The organism is Enterococcus sp. C76, from assembly GCF_040886985.1.
In the GTDB taxonomy this organism is placed as follows: domain Bacteria; phylum Bacillota; class Bacilli; order Lactobacillales; family Enterococcaceae; genus Enterococcus_B; species Enterococcus_B lactis.
In genome coordinates this window covers 17,118-32,790 of the sequence record NZ_JBFOEY010000002.1, presented here as the reverse complement: position 1 = coordinate 32,790, position 15,673 = coordinate 17,118, and the positions used below count along the sequence as shown (strand labels likewise).

16 protein-coding genes are annotated in these 15,673 nt (G+C 39.0%); 10 read left to right on the top strand and 6 right to left on the bottom strand.

The window, feature by feature from the left end; all coding sequences use genetic code 11:
* Nucleotides 1-11: 11 nt before the first annotated feature.
* The 9 genes from AB3I00_RS02650 (at nucleotide 12) to AB3I00_RS02610 (ending at nucleotide 7,712) form a co-directional block, all read left to right on the top strand.
* On the top strand, nucleotides 12-329 hold the full coding sequence (locus tag AB3I00_RS02650) for a PadR family transcriptional regulator (RefSeq protein ID WP_002293224.1): 318 nt from the start codon (nucleotides 12-14) through the stop codon (nucleotides 327-329).
* Nucleotides 322-930 (top strand): DUF1700 domain-containing protein, encoded by a 609-nt coding sequence (locus tag AB3I00_RS02645; protein WP_002293226.1) that lies wholly within the window; start codon nucleotides 322-324, stop codon nucleotides 928-930. The genes AB3I00_RS02650 and AB3I00_RS02645 overlap by 8 nt, the downstream gene beginning before the upstream one ends.
* Nucleotides 931-944: 14 nt before the next feature.
* Nucleotides 945-1,775, top strand: coding sequence for a DUF4097 family beta strand repeat-containing protein (locus AB3I00_RS02640; RefSeq protein WP_024635436.1), 831 nt, complete (start codon nucleotides 945-947; stop codon nucleotides 1,773-1,775).
* Nucleotides 1,776-1,912: 137 nt separating this feature from the next.
* Complete coding sequence (locus AB3I00_RS02635; protein ID WP_070770635.1) at nucleotides 1,913-2,401, top strand: DUF5348 domain-containing protein; 489 nt, start codon at nucleotides 1,913-1,915, stop codon at nucleotides 2,399-2,401.
* 47 nt (nucleotides 2,402-2,448) lie between these two features.
* On the top strand, nucleotides 2,449-3,321 hold the full coding sequence (locus tag AB3I00_RS02630; RefSeq protein ID WP_002293231.1) for an SPFH domain-containing protein: 873 nt from the start codon (nucleotides 2,449-2,451) through the stop codon (nucleotides 3,319-3,321).
* Between the two features lie 169 nt (nucleotides 3,322-3,490).
* A complete protein-coding gene (locus tag AB3I00_RS02625; protein ID WP_002310770.1) occupies nucleotides 3,491-3,853 on the top strand; it encodes a YxeA family protein in 363 nt (120 codons plus the stop codon).
* An 8-nt stretch (nucleotides 3,854-3,861) separates the two neighbouring features.
* The gene (locus tag AB3I00_RS02620) at nucleotides 3,862-4,614 is read left to right on the top strand and encodes an ABC transporter ATP-binding protein (protein ID WP_002312797.1); all 753 of its coding nucleotides are present in this window, start codon (nucleotides 3,862-3,864) and stop codon (nucleotides 4,612-4,614) included.
* A 13-nt stretch (nucleotides 4,615-4,627) separates the two neighbouring features.
* A complete protein-coding gene (locus AB3I00_RS02615) occupies nucleotides 4,628-6,430 on the top strand; it encodes an FtsX-like permease family protein (protein WP_368024733.1) in 1,803 nt (600 codons plus the stop codon).
* A gap of 232 nt (nucleotides 6,431-6,662) precedes the next feature.
* Nucleotides 6,663-7,712 (top strand): aldose epimerase family protein, encoded by a 1,050-nt coding sequence (locus AB3I00_RS02610; RefSeq protein ID WP_368024732.1) that lies wholly within the window; start codon nucleotides 6,663-6,665, stop codon nucleotides 7,710-7,712.
* Between the two features lie 47 nt (nucleotides 7,713-7,759).
* Here AB3I00_RS02610 and AB3I00_RS02605 read toward each other — a convergent pair whose 3' ends face one another.
* From AB3I00_RS02605 to AB3I00_RS02580, 6 genes are all read right to left on the bottom strand, one after another.
* The gene (locus AB3I00_RS02605; protein WP_368024731.1) at nucleotides 7,760-9,907 is read right to left on the bottom strand and encodes a glucosaminidase domain-containing protein; all 2,148 of its coding nucleotides are present in this window, start codon (nucleotides 9,905-9,907) and stop codon (nucleotides 7,760-7,762) included.
* A 359-nt stretch (nucleotides 9,908-10,266) separates the two neighbouring features.
* Nucleotides 10,267-11,640, bottom strand: a complete 1,374-nt coding sequence (locus AB3I00_RS02600; protein ID WP_002341010.1) for a PTS transporter subunit EIIC — start codon at nucleotides 11,638-11,640, stop codon at nucleotides 10,267-10,269.
* Complete coding sequence (gene rbsD / locus AB3I00_RS02595) at nucleotides 11,640-12,035, bottom strand: D-ribose pyranase (protein WP_002293242.1); 396 nt, start codon at nucleotides 12,033-12,035, stop codon at nucleotides 11,640-11,642. Before rbsD ends, AB3I00_RS02600 begins: the two co-directional genes overlap by 1 nt.
* Before the next feature lie 21 nt (nucleotides 12,036-12,056).
* On the bottom strand, nucleotides 12,057-12,980 hold the full coding sequence (gene rbsK, locus AB3I00_RS02590; protein WP_002315922.1) for a ribokinase: 924 nt from the start codon (nucleotides 12,978-12,980) through the stop codon (nucleotides 12,057-12,059).
* A 108-nt stretch (nucleotides 12,981-13,088) separates the two neighbouring features.
* On the bottom strand, nucleotides 13,089-14,102 hold the full coding sequence (locus AB3I00_RS02585; RefSeq protein ID WP_002293245.1) for a ribose utilization transcriptional repressor RbsR: 1,014 nt from the start codon (nucleotides 14,100-14,102) through the stop codon (nucleotides 13,089-13,091).
* 81 nt (nucleotides 14,103-14,183) lie between these two features.
* Nucleotides 14,184-14,786, bottom strand: coding sequence for a cysteine hydrolase (locus AB3I00_RS02580; RefSeq protein ID WP_086286207.1), 603 nt, complete (start codon nucleotides 14,784-14,786; stop codon nucleotides 14,184-14,186).
* Nucleotides 14,787-14,970: 184 nt separating this feature from the next.
* Between AB3I00_RS02580 and AB3I00_RS02575 the strand changes: the two genes are divergently transcribed.
* Nucleotides 14,971-15,672, top strand: a complete 702-nt coding sequence (locus tag AB3I00_RS02575) for an ABC transporter ATP-binding protein (RefSeq protein WP_368024730.1) — start codon at nucleotides 14,971-14,973, stop codon at nucleotides 15,670-15,672.
* Nucleotide 15,673: the final 1 nt, after the last annotated feature.

The window sequence follows — 15,673 nt, the reverse complement described above, 5'->3', positions numbered from 1 at the left end:
AAGGTGACGTAATGCACATCCAGATTCCAACTGTTCTTCTTGATGGCACTGTGTTAGCAGCATTAAGCAAAGAAGATATGTATGGTTATGCCTTAACAAAAATCGTACAAGAAAGTCTCTCAGTCAGTGAATCTACACTTTATCCGGTTTTGAGAAGATTGAAAAAAGAAGGGTATCTTGAGACCTATGATGAACCTTTTGAAGGTAGGAACCGTCGATATTACTCGTTGACACCAATAGGAAGTCGTCATTTAGAAGAAATTATTGATGAATGGATTGTTTTTCGAGATTCTTTAGACCGGTTATTGGAGGAGAGCACAAATGAATGATTATTTGAATGAAGTTGTGGATCATCTTCAAGAAATTCCTGAAGACGATCGTTTTGATTTGATCCAATATTATGAGGAATATTTTTTAGATTCCGGAAAAACATTAGATCAGGTCATTGATGAATATGGTACACCAAAGCAGTTTGCTTTAAAATTAAAAATCAGTTACTTTTCAGAAGAAGAACAAGCAGAAGACGAGTTAGTGAGGAGTCCAAAAAGACAAATGCGTCTGATTTGGTTAATCATTATCGGTTTATTTGCTTCTCCTGTCCTCATTCCACTAGCATTAGGGTTTATATTGGTTATTGGGGGACTATTGATTGCTTTGCTGGCGCTCATTTTTAGTATCTATGTTCTATGTATCAGTATCTTAGGTATTGGCTTATTCATGATCATCTCAGGAATCAGTGTGTTTGGTCAATCGATTCTGAGTGGGTTATTCTTTATCGGTGTTGGTCTGTTCGCCACGGGAAGCGCAGTATTTATTTCGCCACTGTTGCTGAAAGGAACAAAATGGCTTTTTTATGTCATGATGAACTTTGTTAAATGGATGGGACGGCGTTTTATTACAAAAAGAGATCTGCATTCAGCGGGCGCTTGAAGGAGGACAGATAAATGAGATTGAAACATTTTTTGATTACCGGTATTATCCTGATGGTTACTGGCGGACTCCTAGCAGGTGCAACTTATACATTAGGCGCTCAAAAGAGTCTGACTTGGGATGATGGCCCTCGATTGATCGATATGGTGACGGAGACGAAAAAAATCAAAGAGGCAAACAAAATCGTCATCCATGCAGAACATCAAACAGTGTCAGTCATACGCGGGTTGGATTTTGAGATAAAAACGACCTACGATAAGACAGAAAAGCCAGAAATAAAGGAGAAAAATGGTGTATTGACCGTGAATGCAGTCAAAAAATCAGAAGGTGCGATTATTAGTTTGGAAGACACCAGTGCACAAATCACTATTGTTGTCCCTGCAGATCAGGAATTATCTGAATTGACGATCGAAGGGAATAATAGTGCAATCGACATCAACGAAGTATCGATCAAAAAAGTAAATACTATGACACACGATGGTTGGGTATCATTCAATGAATTTACGGGAGGAACAATAACGGCGAAAGATGAATTAGGTTCTCTTCGTTTAGATGAAGTCAAGGTGGATAACTTGACCGTCATAGGAGAAAACAGTAATTTACATCTAGAAGACAGTTTGGTCAGCAAAGAAGGAAACGTCACTCTAAACAATAGTAATTTATCTTTGCATGAGATGGAAAACAGTGGCTATACTCTCCAAACATCTGGTGAATCTCATATTGAAAAAGACTACCAGCCAATAACAAATACGTTGTTAGAGCAAGGACAGAAACGGCTGAAGATCACTGCCAAAGACACTTCGATCAATATCACGACAGATCAAGAAGACGATGAAACAGATTGATCTAGCAAACAACTGGATAGTTTAAGAAAAAACAGCAAAGATCGGAAGGATCTTTGCTGTTTTTCATCGCTTAACACACATAACTATAGTAAAATAAGTAAGAACATATCTATAAAGAAAACAGGGTGAAAAAGTATATGAAGGCAGAAGAAGGTCAAAGAGAAAAGTTAAAAACAGAAATGGAAAGATTACATACTTATATCACTCAACTAAGTCAAACCTTTTATGATCCAGATAAAGAAAAAGTGATGGTCAACTATCCGAACAATTCAGAAGGTCGTCAATTAGAGCAAGTGTACCATGAAGTTTTCAAACATTTATTGACGGTGAAGAAAGAACTGGACTATTATTCTTTACCGATTATCGATACAGGAATATTGAAGTATGATGGGGAGAAGGAACGATTTATCTTTAAATCTGTTCGGGAAGACTTGCCTCTTTCAGCAGGAATGGATCTAGAAATCTTGGTAGAAGACTATTTTACAGAAGAAAAACACTGGGTTCGAACAAGATTGGATTATTTGCCGCAAGCAGCCGGAGGAACACAAGCAAGCGGTTGGTACATCACTGAAGACAAAGATTTGGAACTAGAAGGTGCAATGGCGCGAATTCGAAAAAAGGGTTAAAAAGCAACACTATATTTATTGAAGGATAAAGGAGCGCAGAAAGTAGAATGAGAGAAAAAAGAGCAATTTATATCAATGGTTATGCAGGAATCGTCGGTTTGGTCGTATTAGCTTTAGTTGGTTTATTTTTCTTCTATTTAGGCATGTGGCAAGCGAAAGTTTGGGCACTATTTTTAAGTATTTTTCTTTGGCTGATCGCGTTACTGTTGCTAAGTTCGGCAACTGTAGTCAGCCCTAATCAAGCAAAAGTGATTTTGTTTTTTGGACAATATTTAGGTACGATCCGGGAAAATGGCTTTTTCCTTACGATTCCTTTGGCACAAAAAATGACTGTTTCGTTGAAAGTTCGGAATTTCAACAGTTCTGTTTTAAAAGTCAATGATTTAGACGGAAATCCCATCGAAATCTCAGCGGTAGTCGTGTTTAAAGTCATTGATACAGCAAAGGCATTATTCGATGTAGCGTATTATCAAGATTTTGTAGAAATCCAAAGTGAGACAGCCATCCGGCATATCGCTAGCCAATATCCGTATGATACCTTCAATGATGATGATTTGACGCTTCGAGGAAACACTACGGCAGTGTCTGACGAGTTGAAAAAGGAGTTGCAAGAGCGTTTAGCAGTAGCAGGTGTCGAAGTAATCGAAACACGATTGAATCATTTAGCCTATGCAACAGAAATCGCCAGTGCCATGCTGCAACGTCAACAAGCAAGAGCTATTTTGTCTGCTCGACAAACCATTGTTGAAGGAGCTGTCACGATCACTCAAATGGCTTTGGAACAAATCGAAGAAGGACAAGAAATCAATTTCACCGATGATCGAAAAGTCCAATTAATCAATAATTTACTTGTCTCAATCATTACAGACAAAGGAACGCAACCCGTTATCAATACAGGCGATATGAAAGACCGTAAGTGATATAGTTTTTGTAAGATAGGAAGAAGGAGTTTAGGACGATTGTCTTAAACTCTTTTTTAGTTGTTCAATGAAAATGACAAAATTGAAAGAAGAATGATAGATGATTCGAAGGCATAATTGTTCGTTTTTTTCTATAATCAATATATAAAGTAAGAGAGAAGGGGAAAAAGTGAAAAAACTTCTGATCGGACTACTTGTTTTCATCGTTGTGGCACTTGCAGGGGTGAAAATCGCAGATTACGTAGTGATGGGCGGAGAAGAATACTATGTACAGATTACGACAGATGGTGCAAAAACAGTATCCAAAGCAGACTCTGGACAAGAAACAGTCAACTATAGATATATCCTGCCTGGTTATACGAAAGAGGGTAAGGAAAAAGAACTAGATTTCAATGGGCAATTGACTCGACCGCTTCGTAAAGGAGCATATTTGAAAATCACCTGGAACAAAAAGAAAGGTGTCACTTCATATGAAGAAGTCGAAAAAAAAGATGTGCCGAAAACAGCACTAGAAAAACTAATTAAAGGGTAGGGAAAGAAATGAACAAAATAGTCGAAGTACAGAATGTAACAAAAGTATACGGGAAAAACAATGAGAAAAAGACGCAAGCATTAAGCGGCATCAGCTTCGATGTAGAAAAAGGTGAATTTATTGGCATCATGGGTGCTTCCGGTTCAGGTAAATCAACGCTTTTGAATATTTTATCCACATTAGACAAACCAACAGATGGACATATCCGAATCAATCAAAAAGATGTGACGACATTAAAAGGAAATCAACTAGCAGATTTTCGTGCGAATGAAATCGGCTTTATTTTCCAAGATTTCAATTTATTAGAAAGTTTGACAGCACAAGAAAATATCGCTGTTCCTCTTTCTTTACAAGGTGTCAGACCAAAAGAAATCAAGCAACGTGTCCAAAAAATTGCAGAACGTTTATCGATTGCTCATATTTTGGAAAGCTATCCTTCTGAGATTTCCGGTGGACAAAAACAACGAGTCGCTGCCGCACGTGCGTTGATCACACAACCAACGATTTTATTAGGGGATGAGCCTACAGGTGCGCTGGATTCTAAAAGTGCCCGTGATCTTTTAGATACGATGGACGAATTGAATACAAAAGATCATGTATCGATTCTTCTAGTGACACATGATCCGTTTTCTGCAAGTTATTGCCAACGTATTTTATTTATCAAGGATGGCGGTATCCATCAAGAAGTGAAACGTGGAGATCAAAGCCGGGATTCCTTCTATCGGGAAATACTATCTATTCTTGGAAACTTGGAACAGTAGGGGGAGATTGACTATGCTTTGGAAATTATCACTTACTGGGATCAAGAGCCGTTTAAGAGATTACTTGGTATTATTCTCAGGATTAGTTATGGCATCTGCTATTTTTTACATGTTTGAATCAATGGCGAGCAACGAAGCCTTTTTGAAAAGCAATACGGTCGTTGCTGCTACAGTTATCATTTTCCGACTAGGTTCTGTTTTACTAGGGATCATCACATTCGTTTATATTTTATACGCGAATTCCTTTTTGATGACGATGCGACAAAAAGACTATGCCATGTTTATGATGCTAGGAGCAAAAGGCAGAAAAATCGCACAGATGATTTTTTCTGAAACATTCGTAGTAGGGATCGTGGCTACTTTAGTAGGTTCAGCTGTCGGTGTAGGATTGACAAGTATCGTCCACCGATTATTAGTGGATCAGTTAGATATCAATATTTCGCATTTTACACCTTTTAGCATTCATGGGTTGTTGATCACCGTTTTGTTTTTTGCTATTTTGTTTTTATTAGCAGCTATTGTCAATGCTTTTTCGATTGTCAAAAAACCGATTTTAGCATTGATTCGTGCGGATCAGACACCAACAAGAATCAAGCAGCATAAATTCTTGTTCTTCCTTGAAGTAGTACTAGGGATTGCTTTTCTAGGCTGCGGTTATTATATGATGAAACATGTGGGGACCTATCAAGTTTTTGGTATGGGAGTAGCTCTAGTCACGATCGTATTAGGAACTTATTTCATTTTCCACTCTGTGATCATTTTCTTCTTATCATTACTAAAGAAATCAGAACAGATTTCATTGAAAAAATTGAACAATTTCACATTGTCACAGTTAAGTTTTCGTATTCGTGAATATACACAAATGCTCTCCATGGTTGCTATGCTGTTTGCCTTGGCCCTTGGTGCTTTGACAGTAGGTCTAGGATTTAGAAATGAAATTTCGGAAATGACGGAAAATGCTGCTGGTTATGACCTAGTGATGAATAATCCTCGGGCAGAAGATCAGCAAAAAATCAAAGAACTATCACCAACACTTTCTGCTTCTTATACTCAAAAAGAAGATGCGGGAACGATTTACTATAATGCAAGTGAATTTGCGGCTCAACCATTGGTCATGATAAAACATGAAGATGGGACACCGCCGAAAATCACGAAAGAAAAAGTTCCTGCTGAAAAAATGAATGAACTGACTGTACAAGATGAGCTTCGTGGCTATGAATTGCCTGAACAGCAAGAAAAAGAAATCAAGGTAGTCAGTCAATCGGAATTTGATCAACTGAGTTTGCCACAATCCACTTTACAGCTAGTTCAGGTCAAAGACTTCCAAGCAAACTTGGAACCAATCAAAGCACTTGCTACACAAAATAAAACGAACAATCCATCTTTGCAAAAAGTAGAGTACAGTAACCAGAAGTATGAAATGTATGAAGGATATAATAGTCTATTCTCTGGTTTTGAATTTATGGGATTCTTCTTAGGTTTAGCTTTCTTGACTATGCTTGCTAGCTGTTTGATGTTCAAGATCTTGTCAGGAAGCAAGAGTGACATCGCTCGTTATGAAATGCTTGAAAAGATAGGAACACGACGCGGATTGCTTAAACAATCGATCCGTAGAGAAGTAGGTGTGTTATTCTTAGCACCAGGAATCTTAGGGGTAGTCCATGTCTTATTCGGATTACAAATGTTTGGTCTATTCATGCAAAATCCATATAAAGATATTTGGGTGCCATTTACGATCTTCTTCGTATTGTATTTCATCTACTATGTACTGACGACATGGTTGTATACTGGAATCGTATTGAAAAAGAGGTTGTGACAGAAGTGATCAGCTTCAAGAAATTTCGGCTTATCTCCGAAGAAGCTACTTCTGGAACACCGTTTGTTCAGAAAGAGGGACTGTGACAAGTTTTTGTTACAGTCCCTCTTTCGTGATCTTTTATTAGAATATAGTAAATTTTTTCTCGTTACTCACGGAATAAGCTGTTAAGAAAACGGTTTCCATGTATACTGGAATCAGTATAAATGAAAGAAAAGAGGGTGCAAGGAACATGGAAATCAATGAACAAAATTTTGGCGGAAACTATCACTTGATCACGATCACGAATCAAAATGGGACATCTTTGTCTGTCAGTGATCTAGGTGCACGAGTCGTCCATTTTCAAACAATGATCGATAATGAAAAACGAGAGTTGGTTCTAGGCTTTGATGAAGCAAAAGAATATCTGGAAAAAGATCCTTATATCGGAGCTTCAATCGGACGTATGGCTGGACGGATCACGGATGGCACATTCAAATTAGATGATGAAACATTCAAAGTAAAAACAGATCCAGATACTGGCCATTGTTTACATGGCGGTGCACCTAGCTTTGAAGCCAAGCAGTGGCATTATACAGTTATTAATGGTGAGAACGAAGCCTCAGTCATTTTCTATCAGACTAGTCCAGACATGGAAAATGGATTTCCTGGCACTTTAGACGTAGAAGTACGGTATACACTGACGAATGATGATACATGGCGAGTGACAGTCCAAGGGATCAGTGACCAGAAAACAGTATTCAATCCGACGAATCATGTTTATTTCAATTTAACTGGTGATCCAACACAGCCAATCGACGAACATACGCTTTGGTTGAACAGCCGATTATTTGCTACGCTCAATAAAGATACGACGCCTACAGGAGAAGTGGTTTCAGTAAGCGGTACAGCATTTGACTTTCAACATCCTAAAAAATTAGGTGAGGTATTCGCCAGTGATTTTCGCCAATCAACGATGGTAGGCGGTATCGATCATCCATTTTTATTAAAAAAACAGGCTGATCTGCTAAATGCAGCGGAATTGACGAGCCCTGATGAAAAAGTATCAATCCAAGTAAAAACGGATGCTTCAGGAATTGTGATTTTTACCGCAAATTTTGGAGAAGATGGGCCAGAAATGCGTGGAAAAAAATTAGTAAATCATGGCGGTATCACATTTGAGACTCAAGAACTACCAGGAGCAGAGCGACTTGAAAGTTTTGGAGATGTCACTCTGGAACCTAACCAAGTACGCGAATTTGTAACGGAATACAAAATAAATAAATATAAAGAAATAGAATAAATTAAAAAAGGGAATGTGACACTGTCACACGCCCTTTTTTATTTATTCTATTTCTTTAAAGGCAGATCAAGCCAGAATGATTTGTCTAAACTTAACAAAGTTAGTACAGGAACAGTTGCAGCTTTAACTGTACGAGTAGTTGTTTCTGGTATCTGTCTTGCCGTGAACGTGTTCCACAAATCCCAGATTGAAGCGACACGGAAGATGGAAGAAGCATTGTTGACGCGTTTTATCGTTGAAAATTCTAATCCTGTGATTGGCACGCCATCTGTTGTCCATTTGATTGGCACATCGAATCGCTTAGACATATGGAGGATTTCAGTGCTTGCTTCTTCAGTTGTTGCTGCTTCTTTTTTCGGTTCATCATATTTTGTCAGGTCATACGCTTCGATGATCGCGTTCAATTTTTGTGAATATTGGCGATCTGTAGCATAACGTCCTTCCAAATATTTGGTTGCTTCTTTGTAGTCTTTTGTTTCCGACTTCCAAGTTGGTTTGTAGAAGTCAGGATTGCCAGTCAGTCCATTTTTGATCAAGTCGGCATAGTCTTCCAAACTTTCCTTGTAAGAAGGATACTTACGGAATTGGGCGCGGATTTGGTAGCTTTGTCCCGAACTATCTTGTTCAAGTGTATTGAAGGTCACGCTGCTTCCTTTATACGATCCTTTGATACCAAAAAGGTTATGATTTGGTTCGCTTGATAATAAGCTGTTTCCAGATCCACTTTCAAGGATAGCTTGAGCCATCATGACTGATGCGTAGATTCCTTCTTTTTGGCCGATTTCCTGTGCATCATCTGCAATCTTTTTCAGGAACTGATCAGTTGTTTGGTTTTGACTGAAATGGAACGAGCCATCTAATCCATCTAAAATAGATGAGCCGCCTGTCAGCGAACCTGAAGCAGCAGGTAAACCTGCTAAGTTTACTCGGACAGCAAAATCAGGCGTGAAATCTGAAATAGAAGTTACTCGAACTTTATCTCCTGGTTGGGGCGCATGGATAAATTGTCCGTTCCCAATATAGATACCTACATGGTGAGTAACACCGGAAGAAGGTCCCCAGAAGACGAGATCGCCAGGTTGGGCCTGACTTACTGGAATCTGCGTACCTGCATATTGCTGTTCGCCTGTCCAGCCACCGATATAATGACCGGTTGCTTTCATATATACGTAATAAGTCAAACCAGAACAGTCAAAAGTATTTGGACCTTTTGCTCCCCATACGTATGGTTTTCCAAGATGCTTGAATGCTTCTCGAACGATTGCTTGTTGGACATTTGTTGCATTTGTAGGCAATACAGCATCAATTGGTGATTTTACAACAAAATCAGAAGAAGCAGAGGATGGATTCTCTATACCGCTTTGATTTGCTGTATTTGGACGAGACGAAGCATTGTTCGTTCCGCCATTCGATGAACCATTGTTTGGATGATTTGGTTCTCTCTGAGTATTTCCATTGTTATTCGATCCAGATGGGTTTGTTTGATTCGAAGAATTCCCGCTGTTCGAATTATTGTTATTATTATTTGAATTATTTGAACCATTATTATTGTTGCTATTGTTGTTATTACCCTCATCTGGTTTATTTGGCGTTTCCGGATCTGGTGTACTAGGGACTTCTTCACTAGGATCAGTTGGTTCCTCTGTTGAAGTATCCGGTACAGGTTCAAATTCTGCAGTAATAGATAAATTGTTCGTACCTACTGTAAAAGTCTTTGCCTCATAGTTCACTTCTTTAGCACCATTCACAGCGACTGAAGCAATTTGTTCACCTTCAGCTGGCGTAATAGTGTAAGTCACCTTCATTCCTGCTGATAAACCTTCTACCGTTCCGCTTTCTGTGATATTCAAAGGTTGCTGTTCAGCGGTATCTTCTGACGAAGCAGTTAGTTGGATCTTCCCTATCAAAGAAGGAGCAATCGTAAGGGTATATGTCTCGGCTGGTTTTTCATTTTCTGATGGATCAGCCGGATCAGTTGGTTCGGACGATTCTGTTGATGAGTCAGTTGTTCCGGTTGTGCCTTCTGTAGAAGAATCCGTAGTTTCGCTAGTAGATGAGCTGGAAGTAGACGTACCTGTTGAGACTGTTTGATCGGTTGTTTGATTATCTACAGCAAATACGGCATTAGTCGACAAAACAGTAGGAGCAATCAGCCAAGTAGCAGCTAGCAAACGCATCGTTTTTTTGTTTTTCATAATAAACTAGTCCTTTTCCTTTCATTGATTTTCTGTTTTATTCAGCATTCATAAGTTATTCGATTGAACAGATAATCGTGTCGAAAAGCTTTTTCTTTCCATGAATCTGCTTGTGTATTCTAAATAAAACAAGTTGTAAAAAAGCAACGAGCAGTCATTCGTTGTGGTTTGATGTTCATTTTATTGCATAAACCATCTTTGTTTGGGGATAAACAAGTGGGGATAAAAATGGTCATGCATATGTAAATTATACCAAAGATTGGAGAGCATCACAAAAAATTTATAAAAATAACGATCCTAAAAAAGAAAAAAACTGAAATATGTGATAAGCATCTCATACTTCAGCCTTTTTTCGTTCATTATTCGTACGACATTAGGTCCTCATCAAACCCGCTAACAAGGGTGGTGATCATTGCTACGACTAGACTAACAGCCAATCCTGCTAAGTACCAGAAAAAAGTACCGGAAATAAAGGCTGGCAATGTGGTCAGACTACCAAATACAAAAGCGATCGCTTTCACTTGAGCAAATCCCATGACAGCTCCACCAGCAGCTGCACCGATGCAAGCAGCAACAAATGGTTTTTTCAATGGAATCGCGATTCCGTAAACAGTAGGCTCGGTCACTCCCGCAAGTAAAATCGAAGCGAAAGCAGAACCAGAAATCGAACGTGTTTTTGAACGTTTACTTCGGAGGAATACCCCTAAAGCTGCACCAGCCATTCCAAAATTAGCTGCTCCTGTCAACGGAACGATACGGTCGAACCCATAAGCTGAGATATTGCTGATCATGACAGGATTTACAGCCCATTGGATACCAAATATCACCAAAATGTTCCAGCCTCCAGCGATGATTGCTCCACTGATCGGTCCGTTAATATCCATCATCCAAGTAATTGCTGCAGCTAAACCTTCACCAAGATAAACACCGGCAGGTCCGAAGACCATTAATGTCAAAGGAACCGTGATGACTAATGAAAGTAAAGGTACAAATACTAATTGCATGTTTTCACGAATATATTTTTTAAGGAATCTTTCGACAAAAGAATAAAAGAAAATACCTAAAATCGCCGGCATGACAGTAGACGTGTACTGCATCAGCACTACAGGAATCCCCAGAAAATCAGTAGCTGCTTTACCACTATCTGAAAGTAAAGAGGTCAAATTTGGCTCAATCAGCGCTGCAGCAATGACAGCCGCGATATATCCATTCACTTTAAACGTTTTGGCGGCAGAAAAAGCGAGAAAGATAGGCAGAAAATAAAAGACAGCATTCGACGCAGCAGACAAAATATGATAAGTCCCGCTCGTTTCACTAAGCCAGCCAATCGTAGTCGCTAAAACAACCAGACCTTTTAATATACCAGAACCGGCAAATAGGGGAATGATTGGCGTAAAGATTTCCGATATCAAACCAAATAGTTTTTCGATCGGATTTAGCTTTTCTTTCGGAGCTGTATGATCAATTTGACGTGTCAATTCCTTATAAGCAGGAGCCAAACCCTGATCCATAATTACTTCTGCATATCTATCGAGTAAAATGAAATATTTGATGGAAGGGATTTGCTGCTTTAATTTTTCTACATTTGCTGCTGGCTGTTTTTGTAATTTGATACGAAGCCGAGTCGCACATGGGAGGACAGAATCAATATTGTCTTTTCCCCCTAACTGATCAATCAGCAGATGAATCTGTTCGGACAGTACCATCTGTTCAGGATTCATTGTCGTTTCCATTAGAAGACCACTCCACTCACTAAGATAATATTGGCATAAGGTGTCATCTCGCCTGTACGAATAAATGCATGGCAGTTATTCAAATCTTTTTTCATTTCTTCATGTGGGATAAAGCTAATCGGTGTATCTGGTAACAGTAATTTGATTTTTTCCAATATTTCCGGATTCATTGTCTTTATTTCTTCTGCCAATTCAATGGATTGTACTTCAAGTTCTTCTAAAACGTTTTCTAAAACAGATAAAAAGCTTGGAAGTCCGTTTGAAACAGCTAAATCTATTTTTTCAGTACCAAAGGGAACAGGCATGCCTGCGTCCCCGATACTTAATTTGTCAAAGTGTCCCATTTGTGCGATTACTCGCGAAATATCTGAATTGATGACTTTTCCTTTTTTCATGTTTGTTTCTTCCTCTCGTTGTTAATTTATGACTGCTGATTGTTCTAAAGCTTCACGGTAAGGGATAGAAGGTTGCGCACCATAAGACTGTACGGCAATAGAAGAGGCTAGATTTCCATAAAGAATCGCTTCTTTCAAGTTACCAAGGTCTGGCTGAAGTGTGCTGCTCAATGCCCCAATAAATGTATCACCTGCGGCTGTCGTATCGACAGCATCTACTTTAAAAGCAGGGACGATGCCGTGTTCTTTTTCTGTGTGGTAGAAAGCACCGGCACTGCCCAATGTAATGATTACTGTTCCAATGCCTAATTCATGCATTTTTTCAGCTGCTGCGACCAAACTGTCATGGTCTGTAACTCTGATTCCTGTAATAATTTCTGTTTCTGTCTCATTTGGTATAATGATATCTGTCTTTTCGAGTAGTTCAGTAGGAATGGTTTCTCTAGCTGGTGCAGGATTCAGGATCGTTGTTTTTCCTGCGTCTTTTGCAATAGAAAAAGCTAGGATCGTCGCATCTAAACTACTTTCGAATTGAGCAATAATAAAGTCACTGTTTGTAATCAATTCTTTGTTCTTTCGAACTTCTTGTTCATGGAAAGCATTATTTGCGCCTGCATGAATCAAGATACTGTTTTCTCCTGCGGCATCCACCATAATCATTGCTTGCCCGGTTGCGGCGCCCTCAATTTCAGCAATTCCAGATGTATCGATGTTTTCTTTCGTCAGTAGATCCAACAATTGCTGTCCTTCACTGTCAGTTCCAACACCTCCAATAAAAGATGTTCGTGCGCCTGAACGTTTGGCTGCCACTGCTTGGTTGGCGCCTTTGCCTCCGCCAGCGTGAAAAATCTCATGTGCATGCATCGTTTCTCCTGGTTTTGGCATTTTGGTTAAACGAAGGGTAGTGTCCATATTAATACTTCCAATTACTGTAACCGTGTTCATTTCACAAACCTCCAACTATCTCATTTATTTTGATGGGAAGAATTATTTTTTAAAACGTTTTAGTAAAACGTTTTAATAGTTCGATAAAAATATAGCACACCTTGAAAGCTATTTCAAGGGTGCAGTCGAAAATCTTTTTTCTAGTCGTACAGGTAGCCGTTTTTCTTCCCACTCTTTTTCTGGGAATTGGATTCGATCTAACAATAATTGGGCAGATGTTTGCCCCAATTCGAAGATTGGTTGTGCGATTGTCGTCAGTTTTGGCTTGATATATTCGCACATATCTATATTATCATAGCCAATAATGCTATAGTCTTCTGGGATGCTTTTTCCAGCTTCCTCTAATCCGCGATATAATCCAAAAGCTAATTCATCATTTAAAGCAAACACACCAGTTGCAGCAGAATCAAGAAGTTTGGCTGTGATTTGGTAGCCGCCTTGTTTTGAGAACTGTGTAGGCAAGAGGATCAGTCGGTCATGAGGGATTTGGTAAACATCAAGAGCAGATTTAAACCCATCAATCCGAGCGTGGACATTTTCTGGCAGATTTTCAGGATAGACAAGGGCGATCGTTTGATGTCCTAGACTAAGTAGGTGCATACCTGCCAGATAACCACCGCGAAAATCGTCTGTTCGTACGGCATCACTAAATCCTTCAGATTTTTTTTGATCCAAAACAATGAAGGGCCGGCCTTGTTTTTTCAAATTTTCGTTGATTGCATTCGTAGACACAGCAGAAGTCGCAATAATGAATCCATCCACACCTCGACGTGTGAGCTCGGCTAGGTACTCGATTTCTTTTTGATGATCAGAATCAGCATTACATAATATCGTGACGAAGTTCTGATTGTACAAGATATCTTCAATTCCTCGCATCAATGTACTGAAGAATGGATTCGTGATATCAGGAACGAGTACGCCAATCGTTTTCGTTTCCTTGGTAATCATTTGTCTAGCAAAATAATCAGGTTGATAGCCTAATTCTTCTTTAGCAGCTAAAACTTTCTGAACGGTTTTCGGACTGAATTTCTCCGTATTTCCATTTAATATCAAGGAGACAGTTGTGATTGAAACACCGGAAAGTTTAGCGACTTCTTTGATTGTGATCTTTTTTTTCACCATGTTCATACTCCTATCTAAATCCTGTGGTTATTTTCCCATGAAATCAAAAAGAAGTAAATGAAAATCACATACGCTAGTACCCTATTTGCTTTGTTGGATCGCTTCGATTATTTGTTTCGTTGAACGTACTCGTGCAGTTTTCGGAAATATCTTTTTTATGAACAATTGATGCGATTCTTTGTCGCGATCACTACAAGCATCTTCAGCAAGCACGACATGGTACCCGTGTTGAAAGGCATCTAATGCAGTAGCATATACACCGTTTGTTGTCGCTACACCGCTTAAAATGATGGTTTCGATTCCACGACGGCGAAGTTGAAGATCAAGAGAAGTACCAAAAAAAGCACTTGGATTGTATTTTGTGATAGTCAACATATTGTCTGTATCTTTCAAAGAATCCTTCAAAAGTAAATCAGTGAATTCTGGAGGTACAGAAGCAGCAGTCATTCTACCCATATCAGTTTGTTGACTCAAATAAGGGAAAGTGGAGATGTCTACATTCACTAAAACTTTCAAGGAAGCGGTACGTTTCAATGTTTTTGCTAACAAATCATTGTTTGTCAGAATAGATGCTGCAGTGTGTGGAGAGAGTGTACCGTTATTTACGATCCCTTTTTGCATGTCGATCGCGACAAAAGCAGTTTTTGATAAATCAAAAATCATATTTTCCTTTAAATCATTCATAATGTTCCTTCTTTCAAATAACAATGTTTTTTATGTAAGTAAATCATAAATCGTTTATTTGTCAACTAAATAAAGAATTCCTTTCTTTAGTCTAGAGAAATTCAATGGTAAAATGAATAAGTGTGAGAAAACGCATTCGATGCATAGATATAGCGAGAAATATCGTGAAAATGGAGGAATCAGAGTGAAGTATGTCGAAGTAAAAAATGAATACAAACGATACAAGATGGGAGAAACGACCATTACAGCAAATGACGATATTTCTTTTTCAATTGAAAAAGGCGAATTAGTGATTATACTTGGCCCTAGTGGAGCGGGAAAGTCAACGATTCTTAATATTTTAGGTGGGATGGACACACCTGATGAAGGGCAGATCATTATTGATAACACAGATATTGCACAATTTTCAGACAAGCAGCTTACTGCTTACCGACGAACAGATGTAGGGTTCGTCTTCCAATTCTACAATCTCGTTCCCAATCTAACAGCAAAAGAAAATGTGGAATTGGCAACGGAAGTTTCCCCTGATGCGCTTGATCCTGTCGAAGTATTGACGCAAGTGGGCCTAGCTCATCGATTGAATAACTTTCCGTCCCAATTATCAGGAGGCGAACAGCAGAGGGTTTCCATTGCTCGAGCATTAGCCAAAAACCCTAAACTGCTTTTATGTGATGAGCCGACAGGTGCACTGGATTTTGAAACAGGAAAGCAAGTATTGAAATTATTGCAAAATGCTAGCAGACAACACGGCAATACTGTTTTGATCATTACACATAATTCTGCTTTAGCGCCCATCGCTGACAGAGTTATCCACATCAATAATGCGAAAGTAAGGTCAGTTGAATTGAATGAGCATCCTTCATCCATTGATGAGATTGTATGGTAGG